The organism is Virgibacillus subterraneus, from assembly GCF_900110695.1.
Taxonomy (GTDB): Bacteria; Bacillota; Bacilli; order Bacillales; family Amphibacillaceae; genus Lentibacillus; species Lentibacillus subterraneus.
Map to the genome: position 1 here is coordinate 587,230 of NZ_FOEH01000001.1, position 15,359 is coordinate 602,588.

A 15,359-nucleotide genomic window follows, 5' to 3' on the forward strand; every position below is an offset into this window, starting at 1 on the left:
AAACCCAGAGATACAGTATAACTGTTCTCTGGGTATCAGACTTGGTCTGCAACTTTCGATTGCTCTTCTTCGGTGTAAATAGCTTTAACCAAATTTTCACTTGAATATCCATTTGAATATTGATTCCATTGATTAGCAAATATGCTAACTCGATTCATATTAAAACTTCCGCTTTTAATCACATCAATTAAATCTTCTGTAGATTTCACGACAGGCCCAGGAACTAATTCATCATAAACTTCCCAGAATCCTCTTATCTTAGCGTAATCTTCCAAGTCATATGCATAGAATACCATTGGTTTGTTCAGTAATGAATATTCAAACGGAATAGAGGAGTAATCAGAGATTAAAATATCCGAGATCACTAATAAATGATTCATATTATGATAGCTTGATACATTGACAACAAAACCGGGAAATTTATTCTGATATTCTCCATCAATTGCTGGGTGAAGACGCAAAAATAATACATAGTCATCCTTGAACTCACGATACATTTTTTCAATGTTTAAATGTAAATCCGTTGCATTTAAATCATTGTCACGGTATGTCGGTGCATATAAAATAACTTTCTTCCCATTAATAACTGGGAAATCCTGTTTTAATGAATTTTCTGCTTCATTTTTAGCCACAGCATCAAAAAAGAAATCGCTTCTTGGTATTCCTGTGCGTAATATTTGGTCGTTTGATATATTAAAGCTTTTTCGGAAAATAGACGCCATGCGCTCGGAACCAACTACAACATAATCAAATCGGTGATAAACCTTTTGGAAACGCTCGAACGCTCGTGGAGATCGATTTTGAATCGATGGATCCTTTAATCCAAACTGTTTGATTGCACCTGCAGCATGCCAAAGTTGGATACATTGAACATTGGGCTTAAACTCGGTCACTGCTAAAAAACCATAATAATTGTCAGCAATAACCTTTTCCGAGGTTGCCAGATGGTAGATGGACAGAATCCAATCTATAATATTAATACTCTCAAAGTCTAGAATTTTTCTATTCGACAAATCATTAATACTAATCTTACAATGGGAGGTTTTGAGAATAACAACCTGATCATCAGTCTGTTTTTCAAGCTCATTAACAGTATACAAAATATTATCCCCAAATGAAGCAACAAATGTTGTTTTCTTCTTCTGGGGAAACATTTTTAAGATCTGAAAGAGTGTACGAAAAACAGAAAGGTACAACGTAATGGCCAGTTCTCTAACCATTGTTAGTATTGTTCAAATCGGATTTAATTTTAGTAGTTGATATCCCAACTGTTCTTGGTAAATACACAACTTCACAATGCTCTTTTAAGAAGTCGAATTCACCGGTCCAGTCGTCTCCCATTACAAAGACATCAACGTCATGCTTTTGCACATCTTCTACTTTTTGTTCCCAATTGTACTCAGGAATAACTTCGTCTACATATCGAATAGCTTCTAGAATTGCTTTGCGTTGTTCAAAGCTATAATATGCTTTTTTACCTTTTATTTTATTAAAGACATCTGCTGAAATGGCAACAATTAAATAGTCGCCGAATTCCTTTGCACGGCGTAGAATGTTGATATGCCCAGTATGAAGTAAATCGAATGTTCCATAAGTGATTACTTTTTTCATTTTTATAATAGCCTCCATCTAATGATGCTTTATATATATCATACATTATTAATTTTACAAAGACTTAACAAACAGTTTTCATTTAGTTAAAAACATTAATACATATTATACTATGTATTTCATTAAATAGAAACTAGTATTTTCTGCTAAACAAATTGTTCTTGGAGTGAAGAGTGATATTAAACGGAATGTAAGAAACGTTAAATAAAAAAGTATTATCAGAGTGATCTGCTTTAACAGAAGCCCTGATAATACTATTTTAAAACTACAAACGAAATATTTTCATCAAAAGTGACTCTTTAAAAAAGATACGTAAAGGTTATCAATTTGTTTTTGAAACTTTTTCGAGTTTAAATATTCTTTTGAATGTGCCGCTTTTAGACAAATACGGTATAATTCTTTCATATCTTCTTCAATTTCTTTACTCTTAGAAAGTTTTTTAAGACCAGTTCTGCTGTGTCTTAATGTTGGATCGATAAAAGAATCGAGTTCTTGTTTAAGTTCATTTTTATCGCTTGGTAATGTCACATTAAATGTTTTTGCAATGTTCTTTACAGTACTAAAACTATCCTCAATAAAGTCATCATAGTCAACAATTATACGATTTTCATTTCGAGTACCTCGCAAAGCGACGAGTGTCCGGATTTGCCACTGCTTCAACGCAGCCTTTTCGTTCCGATTATACGCTCTTCTAAACGAAGCAGCTACATCAACCGGATTACGAATCATAACAAGGTAGTTTCCTTCTACATCCATATCTGCCAAGATTTCTTTCCACATTTCTATACATTCACTTGTACGAGGGTCTTTCCATCCCCATAATGGTTTATCAGAAAACTGCTCTTGAACTATAGATTCCATTTTCTCTTTTAAGGGTTTAATCTTACCTAAATCCTGCCATCCTCTACGAAAAGGCATACTACCCAATACATTTTTAATTTCTTTGTGAACATCGACAATTTTCTTATTTTCCCAGAAGCCTTTTGGATTTGTTTTATTAGGTTTTACAAAGCCTTCTCCTAGGTCGACTCCCATTAAATTAATAGAACGGGATGCCATAGATGTCCCGCATCTTCCGGATCCTAATATTGTAACTGCTTTGTTTTTAGTTTGTTGTGGTTTTCTGGTGAATTTATTAAAGAGCGCCATTTATTAAAATTCCTCCTAAGATGAAATAATTATAAAAATTACCTTATGTTCGTACTGTTGTCAACTATATCATAAATTGACTTAAAGGGCATTGCAAGAAAATATTCGAATAATAATTCTATATTTAGGGGTACCTTTAGTAAATATATTATTTCCAAGCTATCCTAAACAACTCAAAAAACTTTTTAAAACAAGAATGAATAAATATTATTTTAATCGTTTTATAAAAAACACCAAATGCTAGTAATCTAGCATTTGGTGAAAATAATCAAGTTGACTATTTAATTTCCTGAATAAAGCTTCCATCACTACCATCACTTACCCAGGCTTTTTGGCCGTTATAGTACACTTGGTACCATTCATTATTAGTTACATAATTGTTATTATTGTCTATAACAGCTCTCATGAATATATTACTTACTTTTCCTAAGCTGTTTCCACCCGGCGTTTCACGAACATTTAAGTTTGTAGCAGTGACTTTGACTAAATTCAATAGATTTACATAGTCACCGTGAACCCAACCGTTTTCGTTATTATAATTAACATTTAGCCATGATCCATTATAGCCAATGACATCTAGTTTTGTTCCATCTGGTATATTTCCTTTATCATTACCATTAGGTCCATCCCTAAAGTTTAATGGATCATTACCGGAATCGGTAATTCCATATACTCCACTTGGATACTTTGTAACATCTGCAGTTGCATATGCATTTGGATCTCCTGAACTATCAGGTTGACCTTCATAAACAGGTATATCAAATATTAAGACATAGTTGTCTATTGAATTATATAGATTACTTATATTTGATGTTTGATTAAAAGCCCAAGCTACATCTGTTGCATATTGATGCTTACCAGGTGAATCAGGATCCCAACGCATTTTATACAATGTATTTTGACCAGCATTGATATAGTTATTTCCTATAAATGCTGCCCCACCAATGATAGCTTTTTCAGGTGTGAACCAACCCTGTTCGAATGCATGTTTTGCTCCACAATCTATAGGACAAGAATCAAAAGCTTTAATCCCATACATGTTATAAACGGTATTCGTAGCTTTATTCTTATCAACTACATTTCCATTATCATCCACTGGAACTCCAGCTGCTAAATCTGAACTGCCATTACCAGTTTCATGCAATGCATGTGCCATTAAATATATTTCGTTAATGTTATGTGTGTTTGCAGCGCTGATAAAAGCTTGAGCCTCGCCTGAAAGTGTCCCCTTATTTTTAAGGATATTTTCATTGATTTCCTTAGCATTTACACCAGCTGGTTCTGATAAATTCAGAAACTGGAAAAAGCTATTATCTCCTTTATGGAAGTTGGATGAATTTACATAATAAGCAACTTGTTCTCTGGAAGCATCAACCCATCCGCCTGAACTCCATACTTGAGGTGCTCGGCTCATTTGTGTATCAACTACATCACGATAACTAGTGTCATAATTTGTATCCTTATAGACATCACCTGTGGTGACATCTTTACGATGAATATAAACTGTTTTGCGTTTGCCATTTACGAATACGAAACCTTGATGCCAATTCGGAGAGAAAGTATCAAAGTATAGCAAACTACCTTCACTATAGCTTTTTACAACTCTTGAATTTCTAGAAGCCTTGGCGTACATTTTAGTTGGCTTAGCTGTTGCACGTCCTTTTAATGCTTCTTGTGTATCATAAATACCTTCAACATGGTTTGTATGAATATATCCAGTTGTAGGACTGCCGTTTATATAAACCAGTGCTTCATACCAATTATTAGTAAAGGTCTTATAATAAAGGACCGAACCTTGACTATACGATTTCAGTTTACTAGAACTGGTGGAAGCTTTTGAGTAAATAGCAGTTGGGCGCTTTAACCCAATTCCTTTTAACCCTTCTTGATCCTTAACGATTTCTTCCACATGTGACTTATGAATATACCCGGTTGTAGCATTACCGTTAATATAAATAAGTGCTTCATACCAGCTGTTGGTAAAGGTTTTAAAATAAAGAACAGAACCCTGACCATACGATTTCAGTTTACTAGAACTGGTGGAAGCCTTTGAATAAACAGCAGTTGGACTTTTCAATCCAATACCTTTTAAAGCTTTTTGATCGTCTATTATATTTTCGACATGTGATTTATGAATATAGCCAGAATGTCTTTTGCCATTAACATAAACTATAGCTTCATACCAACTACTAGTATAGGTTTTATAATAAAGAATAGAACCTTGATCATAGGTTTTAAGTTTACGTGAATTTGTTGCTGCCTCAGAATAGATTGCAGTAGGGTCTTGCATCCCAACCCCTTTTATTACTTCCTGATCTTTTACAGAGGTTTCAACATCGGATTTGTTAATATATCCAGTGTGTCTTTTTCCATTTACAAAAACTACAGCCTTGTACCAATTTGAAGAATGTGGCATATACAAGAGTATAGAACCTTTTTTATAGGACTTTAATACATTAGACCTTGATGTAGTAGTATATATATTTGTGGGATCTTTTAATGCGATACCTTCATGAACTGTAGAGGCATGAGCAGTATTGTTGTTCATTGGAATTGTTATTAAAGACAACACTAATGCTAAGAAACAACTTACAATTATAGCCTTACTTAGATGAAATTTTCTCACTTAATATTTTTCCTCCTCTCATATTTTTCTTAATATCTAGTAAACTGATATCAGTAGAAAGTATTTTACTTTCAATCTACCGAATGTTTATATTATCGCAAGAAATGTCGAAAAAGTTAAGAGTTAGTTGCAAAATAATGACAAAGATATCCAGAAATCGTACTTTTTCACTATTTTTTTAAGATTTATGTAATTAAAAAGTCTTTTTTAAATATTACTAGTTTGATAGTATTATAATGTAATTATTAAATATAAGGAGTAACACGAGATATGATAAGTGGTAAACAATCTATAAGTGATTCTATTTTTTTAATACAGTTATTTATATTATTAATTTTAAGTACCATGGTACGAGCACAGTATAATGTTCTAAAGGACATAGGGGATATTAGTATAAATCTTACATTGGCTTTTATGTTAATGTTTCTCGTAAAAAGTATTATGGAGAGAAGAACCTTCGATACAAAATTATTAAAGATAAATATTGCAATCTTCTTGCTGATCTTAATTTATACTATTAGTTTTGTAATTAGTGAACAGGCTGGGAATTGGTATTTTATAAAATTAATGCTTTTATTTCTATTTATACTGGGATCGATACGAATCAAGTGGAAGCCTGCTCATATAAAGGCGATAGCTTATTTATTAGGGATTGTTCTAATCTTTATATTTTTACACTGGGTTAAGCTAGATTTTCCAAATCATAAATTCAAAAGTATTTTTACAAACCCTAATTATCTAGCTGTTTTTTTATTTTGCATGCTTTATTTTAAAATTATTGCTATTAAGTTTGGGAGCAATTTTGAACGCCTGTATTTCTCCTTGTTAATTTTGTTGAATCTAATTCTAATCTATAACACAAATGCAAGGTCAGTAGTGGTTGCTATGGTGGTAATTCTTATAGCGTGGATATTTATGAAACAATTCACTCGTATGTATCCATTTTTATTCCATATAGTAATTACACTAAATGTGGTATTTATAATTTTGTATGTGGGAATAAAAAGCACAAATTTTGGTCGGCTTCTCGATAAAATTAGCGTACAAATCTTTGGTAAGTCCTTCTTTTCAGGAAGAAGTAGCTTATGGGAAGGTATAATGCAGGCCGGTATTGAAAAGCCAATTATGGGATACGGTGTCGGAATTAACGCTAATGATGTTACTGGGATAAAATTAACTGCGCATAACCAATACTTACAAACGTTTTTGGAAGTAGGATTAGTAGGCTTTGCTATTTTTGTATTCTTGTTATTCTGTATTTGGAAACTGTTAATTAGTAGACTGGACAGTTTTGCCGCAAAATGGTCAGCATGTTTCTTTTTAGGAATATTAGTATATGAAAACTTTGAATTGACATTATTTCAGAACAATTATTCAATTGCGTTTCTGCAATGGTTAATAATTACAATTGGCATAAGCTTTAGTGATGATACAAAAAGAGAAGAAGGACAGCACCTTTAATCATTGGGCTGTCCTTCTTTTACTAACCTGTTAATTTCATCAAAAATTCTTTTATTATTATTTCTATCAATATAAGAAAAGTTTAGGTGTTTTTTATTATTGAATTCATGCTTTTCTTCAAATCCATTATCAATATAATTTTCAATTTCTTTTACTACTTGAGTTTTAGTCTCATGAATATCTCCTAAAAATGTTTCTTCCTTAGGTCTTAATATTCCGTTTTGAAAGAACTTATTAAAATCAAAGTGATAAAATATTACTGGTTTGCTCATATAGTTAAAATCAAAAGAAACCGTAGAGTAATCCGTAATTAATAATTTATTTTTCTTTAAAATTTGTTGTACATCAATCTGACCTAATTTTATTATCTCAACATATTCTGACTCTAATTCCTTGAAATGGTTAAAGAAATGCTGCATACGATAATGTGGATAAAATTTTAGTTTAATGTTAGTAGATTTTAATAATTCCATAAGTTTATTATCAGTTAATAATTGTTTATAATGCTCATAATAATTAGATTCAATAAAGTTACTTTCATTCAACCAATCTCTCCATGTTGGAATAACTGCAATTGACTTATCTTCATGATGATTTGTTAGTAAGTTATCAAATCGAGATAAACCAGTTATTTTAATTTCTTCATCGGTATACCCCATTTCATTATTCACAAGGTTATATTCAGATTCTGAACTCACGCAAAATATATGGAAAGGATACTTATAGAACTTTTTATAGTAGTCAACTTTTTTTCTGCCCAAAATTCCATGCTGTAAAAACACGCGGTTACCTTCTTGATAACTAGGCCAGTCAACGGCTCTGGTTGGCAGGATATATTCTAAGTCATGTGATCCTATAAATGTAGAAGCAATGGATGTTACTCTGAAATGTTCTGTTGATCCAAAAAATATCACGTTCCCCAAATGTTCTATGTTTTTAAGGTCTTTAGATGTTTTCTCAATTACATAATAGATTTCTTTTTCAGGATAGTTTTCCCTGCAATACTTAAAGAAATGGTACCCAGTATCCTGCGCAGTATCAGGACGTTCGCCAATTAGCCATACATTTGGAGAAGTTAGCTTATTTTCCTTTTGTGTACCCGTAATATAATTTATTTTTTCCATTGAATAATTGTATGATTCTAGCTTTATATTTCCGCCAGGGGTTAAAAGTAAATAGTTCAGCATGTAATCACTGTTATACTTTTGGGTTACTTTATCAATAGGTTCATCTACAATATATATATAATTATTACAGCCGAGTCTTTTTTCACTTGAATAATTAATATATGTTAAACATATATAAAAATCATATACTTCCTTAAGAGAATCGTGTATTGAGAACATCTCTTTCAAAGGTATTTCGACATTGAAGCCAGCATATCGATAGTCATGATACTCATTGTTTAACTTTTCATTTTCGATACTTGATACTGGAATATGAATTTCCTTATCCGAATTTCTTTTTCGAATAATAATATTACGTTTAATTGTATTTTCGTTAGTAAAGTCAATTCCATTAAAATAAGCGTATCCCTTTAATATTAATTTTCCATTTAATAAAATAAATTCATCAAGATTTTTTTGCATTATTGGTTTAGTAAGATATACAGATAAATAATTATTTACTGTAGAATAAAAATATAGTTGCCGCACTTCTGGTTCATAAAAGTGTGCTAATGTATCTTTTTGCAGAGTATTTTGTTCAGTTTTTACGCGTACTAAAAGTTCTGTTTCATGAATCTTTAGGTTTAAATATATATCCCATTTCTTTTTTTCAGTTTGATTGAACGGGAAGATTTGGTTATAATCTAAATTCATTTCGACCATAACTTTATCATTGCTAATAACAGTAGTATCTGTCTCATATTTTAATTCAGAATCATTTTCTATGATTGTAAACTTAATATCATTTAGTGATACATCTTTAAGCAACGCGTTGTTTTCAATATAACCAGATATTTTAACACGTTTGCCGTCTTCAATTGAACCAGCTATGTTAGAAAGTTGAATAGTAGCAGTTTTATGTTTTGTTGAAAACGACCCTTTAATTGTTTGGTAATGAGTCACATCAATAACTTCATTATTATGCTTATATAATATTGGTTTTTGTTCAGGTGACAAATGTTGGTCATTAATTGAGATACGAATTTTTTGGTTTTGATTATATTGAATATAATAATCCCATGTGCCTTTGGGAAATGCATTATGTTTAAAATCTATACTTGAACGCCATTTTCCTTGTTCTATCCATTGAATGGGAAAATCGTATGATAGTGAAGAGTTTCTCTTCTGAATCAATAATCTTGCGTTGTTTATATCGTTGCTATTTTCACTTATTTTTCCCGTAATCCATAATACATTATTAATATAGTTAATTTCATAAACAAAACTATTGATTTGTTTTTCTACGGATTTATTTGGATTTTTAATAGTTCGAAAACTGATATTCTCTTTAATAGTGATATACGGTTCAGTGAGTAATTCATTATGATAAAATCTTTTACAATTAGTAATACTTTCAATAAGAGCCTGGGTGGGAGCGAGTCGTATTTCGTCATTATTATTTTTATAATACAAACTCCATTTTCCTTCTATCTTAATGAATGGTATATCTTTTATGCTTATTTCTGTAATTAATTCCTCAGTAAGACCATCGTTTTGAGTAAATAGGGAAGAGAATTTGTATGATTCTTTCGGATCGTTCATATCTCTTATGATTAAGTGGGAATCATTTGATATATGATTCCCAGAGAGAATAATAATTAACTTTTCTTCTGTGAAATAAATAGCAGAAATCTTGACATCATCATTAGATGTCTTTTTACTTCTATTTTTATTTTTTCTAAAAGGAAAAAACATCAATTCATTATCCTTTCGACTTTTGTTTAATTGCTAAATCAATTGCTTCTATCCATTTATGAGTATAAGCGTCTTTACTAAAATGCTTCTCAATATATTTATTTGCTTTTTCACCCATTTGAATAGCAATGTCAGGATTTTCGAACATGTACAACATTTTATCAGCAAGAAAATCTATATTATTATTTTCAATTATAAATCCATTTTCACTTGGTTCAATCATATCGTTTGGACCGTATTTGATGTCATAACTTATCACGGGTGTACCATTGACCATGCTTTCTAAAATTGAAAATGGAAATCCTTCTCTTTTTGAAGTTGAAGTTGAAAACAAACCTCGTCTGTATACTTTATCAGGGTCGTGAGTAAACCCTTTTAGAAATACATTTTTTTCGAGATCACTATCTTTTATTAATTTTTTTAGTTTTTCTTCTTGATCTCCGCTTCCCCATATTTCAAGTTTTGCATCCGGTATGTTATCTACAACTGTTCGAAAAGCTTTTATAGAATGATCAATTCTTTTCAAGGTAGATAACCGACTTACAATAACTGCTAGTTTCAGGTCTTTTTTCTCCGAACTAACAGCATTAAAATTCGACGTTTTTTTGGGTTCATAGTAATTTGGGAGTACATAATAACTCGTTTTATTACCTAGTCTTTTAATAACATCTTCTTTTTGTTCTTCTGTTAAGAATAATGCAACATCGTATTTATGAAGGTTATCAATGCCGGTTTTTACTTTTCCAGCTATTTCATCATTCATAACATCCTGTGTATTACAATGACTGCTGTGCAACCTCCACATTTTCGCTACTTGCGGATGGTGAAATGCCGCGAGAACTGCATCAGTACTCCTTGTGTCAGAAATCATTACTGAAGGGGAGCTGCCATGTTTATTAATAATTGATTTTAACCACTCTTTTTTATGGGATATATTATCGTTTATATATACGTTTTTAATATCACCAGTCTTTTTAAAGGTTTGAATTCGTTGAACTTTATTGCTTTCCGGATCATTCCACTGTGAAAAATAAACCCTGCCTTTTAGATCATAATAAAGCACTTGTCTAGGTTTGTTTAATTGAAAGTCCATAAATTCAATCTTCCTCAAGTTACCCCATGGGTCATATTGTTCACGTTTAGTACGGTATCTATTTTCGTTAAAGAAGTCTATGAAATCTAATGAACCATTTTTACGTAGAGAATAATATTTCACATACATGCCATTATCATAGGCACGGTATATATTGTGTCCCTTCTTTTTATGTAGTGTATAATTTTTTGCAAGCTTTTTTAGTGATAATTTATGAGCAGGCTTATTTGCTTTTATGGGATTTTTATTACCTTCTAATTCTTCAAACATATTTAGAACAATAACGTTTTTATGAAGCTTTCCCATTTCTACTAATTTCTTTCGTATTAATGGATACTTAGGATTGAAATTAAATGTGACCATATATACCTTATAACCCATTTCTGCAAAAAGTGAAGCTTGAGTTAAAGACGCTTTCGTTAAACCGCCTCTATCAATTTCAATAGAATTCATTAAGAAAAACATAGTTGGTTTCATTTGAATAATACCTCGCTTTATTTTGAATGTTTTCTGCTATAAATTGAAGTTATACTAACTAACAGTAGTGATGTATAATTAGTGTACTATAAAAGGTGCTTTAATGTATATTTGTAAAACAATATTCACGTATATATAATATAGATTATACAATTTAGCATCGAGAGGAGTAATTCTAATCATGTCAGCTAATGAGTTAAGTAATAAAAGAATAACCAATATAAGTGTTTTAAATAATTCATATGTTATCCATGTGCCCTTGCATAATGATTATGTGAATAAATCTGAGATCTACTATTTCGCTTTAACTCATAGATATGGAGAAGAGTTGATTGAGTGTTCATCGTCCATTCAGTCGAAACAAGGTGATTATACAATTATTAACGTATCTTTTTCATTTGAAGATAACATTGAATTATTTTTAAAAAATGAGATCTGGGATTTAAATTTATTTAAGGAAAAAAATGATGAGTTATTGAAATTAAGAGTAGAAAGCAATTATGATAATTTACGATTTAACACCATTATTTTAGAAGAAAAAGAAAAAATATTTTACCCTTTTACAACAAAAGAGGGGAATGTTTCATTTAGAATTAATGAGTACCAAATGTTTGGTACGTTTGAAGAAGTTTATCTAGAGACAAATAAGCTTATATTTTCTGGGAATTATAACTATCCTCCATTATTTCACAGCCATGAATATGTAGTGAAAGATGTAAAAGTTATTGTTACAAATAATATCGACGAACAAGAAATTGAAGTATCAATTCAGCAGAATCTCAGGGATGATCTTTATGATAAATATAATGGTAATGAGATGTTAAAATATGCGGGTTTTAAAGGTGAGTTCAATTTTTTACCGTATGTAATTCTCAATCAGAATAAATACTATAAGTTTTATGTAGAATTAACTTATGAAAAAGATGGTGCCATACATTCTATTCGTAGTACAAGAGTTCGAATAGACCACTTTGCTAATTCTGCTCAGAAGAAAATCGTAAACTATAACGAAAGAAAGTTTAAAGTTAAAGTAAAGCCAACCAAGAAGTCGAAATATCTTTCCTTGCAAATTTCCGATTACAAAATAAAGAAAGAAGTATTTCGAAAGCTAAAATCAGGATGGATAAGACTCAGGAGAAGTAACGCGCTACAAGAGTTGTATAAATATGCTTTTGTTGTGTTAGGTAAATTACCAGTGAAACAAAACCTTATTATGTTTGAAAGCTTTTTAGGGAAACAGTATAGTGACAGTCCGAGAGCTATTTACGAATACTTGTTACAACACAAGCCTTCTTATGAAATGTATTGGAGTGTTGACCGCAGACAATTGAAGTTTTTTGAAGATAAGAACGTTAAATATGTTCGTCGCTTTTCTATAAAGTGGTTATTTTTGATGGCTAGAGCGGGTTATTGGGTGTCTAATAGTCGATTACCATTATGGATACCGAAACCAAAACATACAAAATATTTACAGACATGGCACGGAACCCCTTTAAAGCGTCTAGCTGCTGATATGGATGAAGTTCATATGCCAGGAACAAATACTATTAAATACAAACAAAATTTTCTTAAGGAATCGAGTAAATGGGATTATTTAGTTTCCCCTAACGCATACTCAACAGAGATCTTTAAACGGGCGTTTCAATTTGATAAACAAATGATTGAATCCGGATATCCTAGAAACGACTTTTTGATAAATTCGAATAATAGCGAAACAATCTCGAAAATTAAAAAGTCAATAAACCTACCAGGGGATAAAAAAGTTATTCTATATGCCCCGACTTGGCGAGATAATCAGTTTTATGCAAGAGGAAAATATAAGTTTAATTTAGAGCTTGATTTAGAACGATTGAAGCAAGAATTTGAGGATGAATATATTATCGTTTTGCGTCTACATTATTTAGTAGCAGAGAACTTGGACCTTTCAGGATTCGAAGGGTTTGTATATGATTTGTCACATCACGAGGATATTAGAGAGTTATATCTGATTTCTGATCTATTAATTACTGATTATTCATCAGTGTTCTTTGATTATGCAAACCTAAAACGACCAATATTGTTTTATGTTTATGATATTGAAGATTATCGTGATAATTTACGCGGTTTTTACTTTGACTTTGAAGAAAAAGCACCAGGCCCCTTGGTTAGAACAACGGAAGAGGCAATTTCTGCCATTAAGGAGATTGATTATAATGGTTTTAAACCATCAGAAACAACTGATGCTTTCTATAAAAAATTTTGTTATCTAGAAGATGGGCATGCTAGTAAGAGGGTTGTAGAGAAAGTATTTCAGAAATGATTAAAAAGACTTATGGCTTTGCATAAGCATGAGTCTTTTTAATATTGTCTTTTGTAATTGTAAATTGTATAATTTAGTAATGCATGAATGAATTTAAGAAGTCCTATTAAATGAGTTTGAGAGGTCGCGTTTTATGAAAGCTGCAATAACAGTTTTAAAAGAACAATTTATGAATTTCTATTTGATAAAAAGACTTTCATTATATGAAATGAAAAGTAAAAATAGAAATAATTATTTGGGAATGGTTTGGGAAGTTATAAATCCCAGTATACAAGTTCTGATATACTGGTTTGTTTTTGGTACACTCAGAAATCGAGCCCCGGTAGAGGTTTACCCTGGAGTGGAAGTGAAATTCTTTTATTGGCTATTGGCAGGGTTTATTTTATGGATATTCTTCTTCAAGTCCACTATCGATGGTTCAAAGTCAATCTACAGCAGATTACGATTGTTGTCTAAGATGAATTTTCCAATGAGTATAATCCCTAATTTTGTGATTTTCTCTCATTTTTACGTTCATTTATTAATGCTCGGCATAACGATAATAATTTTTCAAATTGCCGGTTTCTTTATAAATATTTACTATTTACAGCTGATCTACTTTATTTTCGCAACATTTAGTTTCATATTTGCTGTAACCCTTATAATATCAACAGTTTCAACGATAATAAGAGATGTACACATGTTTTTAAGTTCTACGCTACGAATGGGTTTATATTTTTCTGGAGTATTATGGCCGTTAGCGATTTTGGATAGATTTCCATCTATTATAACGGATATTATGATGCTAAACCCATTGTACTATTTAATTGAAGGATATAGGGCGGCTTTGTTTGGTACAGAGTGGTATTTTATTGTTAATTGGGAATATACGTTATACTTTTGGGCAATAGTAATCGTATTTTTCATATTTGGCTCTATATTACATTTGAAATTTAGGAGACACTTTATTGACTACTTATAAAGGTTTGGGATTACAATGGAAAAATCGATAATTGTAAAAAACATTACAAAAAAATATAAACTATATAATGGAACAAAGGAACGTTTATTAGATTTAATTACTCCAAAAGACTATGGGGAAGATTTTTATGCCTTAAAAGATGTGAATTTCGAAGCTGATAAAGGTGATGTTGTTGGGTTTATTGGTATAAATGGATCGGGAAAGTCAACCTTATCCAATATTGTTGCAGGAATTGTTCCTGAAACATCGGGTAGTGTCCAGGTGAATGGTCAAGCATCTCTAATAGCAGTTGCATCTGGATTGAAAGGTGACTTAACTGGACGTGACAATATTGAACTTAAATGCTTAATGCTCGGTTTAAATAAAAAAGAGATCAAAGAACTCGAACCAGAAATTATCGAGTTTTCTGAACTAGAAAAATTTATAGACCAACCGGTTAAATCGTATTCAAGTGGCATGAAGTCACGTCTTGGTTTTGCAATTTCTGTAAATGTTGATCCAGATATATTAATAATTGATGAAGCATTGTCTGTTGGTGATAAAGCTTTTTCAGAAAAGAGCCTAGATAAAATGATGGAATTTAAAGAAATGGGAAAAACCATGATTTTTGTGAGTCACTCGATTGGACAGATGAAGAAATTTTGTGAAAAAATTCTTTGGCTAGAATATGGAATGGTGAAAGAATATGGACCTGTTGAAGAAGTTATGCCTAAATATGAGGCATTTTTAAAAGACTTCAAGAAAATGTCGAGAAAACAACGTCTAAGATATAAAAGAAGAGCCTTAAAAAGTCAAAATCAGAAACAAATGTCCTAAACAAT

10 protein-coding genes are annotated in these 15,359 nt (G+C 31.2%); 4 read left to right on the plus strand and 6 right to left on the minus strand.

The genetic code is table 11. The features are described 5' to 3' along the window. Positions 1 to 35 precede the first annotated feature (35 nt). From BMY13_RS02845 to BMY13_RS02860, 4 genes are all read right to left on the minus strand, one after another. On the minus strand, positions 36 to 1,100 hold the full coding sequence (locus tag BMY13_RS02845) for a CDP-glycerol glycerophosphotransferase family protein (RefSeq protein WP_092503408.1): 1,065 nt from the start codon (positions 1,098 to 1,100) through the stop codon (positions 36 to 38). 112 nt (positions 1,101 to 1,212) lie between these two features. After that, positions 1,213 to 1,611 (minus strand): glycerol-3-phosphate cytidylyltransferase, encoded by a 399-nt coding sequence (gene tagD / locus BMY13_RS02850; protein ID WP_092502352.1) that lies wholly within the window; start codon positions 1,609 to 1,611, stop codon positions 1,213 to 1,215. Positions 1,612 to 1,896: 285 nt separating this feature from the next. After that, positions 1,897 to 2,760 carry a sulfotransferase family protein gene (locus tag BMY13_RS02855; RefSeq protein WP_092502354.1) on the minus strand — a complete coding sequence of 288 codons (864 nt, stop codon included), beginning with the start codon at positions 2,758 to 2,760 and terminating at the stop codon, positions 1,897 to 1,899. A 277-nt stretch (positions 2,761 to 3,037) separates the two neighbouring features. Continuing rightward, positions 3,038 to 5,386 (minus strand): SH3 domain-containing protein, encoded by a 2,349-nt coding sequence (locus BMY13_RS02860; RefSeq protein ID WP_092502356.1) that lies wholly within the window; start codon positions 5,384 to 5,386, stop codon positions 3,038 to 3,040. 270 nt (positions 5,387 to 5,656) lie between these two features. On the opposite strand from BMY13_RS02860, the gene BMY13_RS02865 reads away from it, so the two are divergent. Then, complete coding sequence (locus BMY13_RS02865) at positions 5,657 to 6,847, plus strand: O-antigen ligase family protein (protein ID WP_092502358.1); 1,191 nt, start codon at positions 5,657 to 5,659, stop codon at positions 6,845 to 6,847. On the opposite strand, the gene BMY13_RS02870 is transcribed toward BMY13_RS02865, so the two are convergent. Further along, positions 6,844 to 9,708, minus strand: coding sequence for a CDP-glycerol glycerophosphotransferase family protein (locus BMY13_RS02870; RefSeq protein WP_092502359.1), 2,865 nt, complete (start codon positions 9,706 to 9,708; stop codon positions 6,844 to 6,846). The two genes, BMY13_RS02865 and BMY13_RS02870, sit on opposite strands and share 4 nt — an antisense overlap. A gap of 7 nt (positions 9,709 to 9,715) precedes the next feature. Further along, complete coding sequence (locus BMY13_RS02875; RefSeq protein ID WP_092502361.1) at positions 9,716 to 11,278, minus strand: glycosyltransferase; 1,563 nt, start codon at positions 11,276 to 11,278, stop codon at positions 9,716 to 9,718. A 181-nt stretch (positions 11,279 to 11,459) separates the two neighbouring features. On the opposite strand from BMY13_RS02875, the gene BMY13_RS02880 reads away from it, so the two are divergent. The 3 genes from BMY13_RS02880 to tagH all read left to right on the plus strand — a co-directional run bounded on the left by BMY13_RS02880 (position 11,460) and on the right by tagH (position 15,354). Next, a complete protein-coding gene (locus tag BMY13_RS02880; protein ID WP_092502363.1) occupies positions 11,460 to 13,577 on the plus strand; it encodes a CDP-glycerol glycerophosphotransferase family protein in 2,118 nt (705 codons plus the stop codon). A 133-nt stretch (positions 13,578 to 13,710) separates the two neighbouring features. Further along, complete coding sequence (locus BMY13_RS02885) at positions 13,711 to 14,538, plus strand: ABC transporter permease (RefSeq protein ID WP_092502366.1); 828 nt, start codon at positions 13,711 to 13,713, stop codon at positions 14,536 to 14,538. 15 nt (positions 14,539 to 14,553) lie between these two features. Beyond that, the gene (tagH, locus tag BMY13_RS02890) at positions 14,554 to 15,354 is read left to right on the plus strand and encodes a teichoic acids export ABC transporter ATP-binding subunit TagH (protein WP_092502368.1); all 801 of its coding nucleotides are present in this window, start codon (positions 14,554 to 14,556) and stop codon (positions 15,352 to 15,354) included. Positions 15,355 to 15,359: the final 5 nt, after the last annotated feature.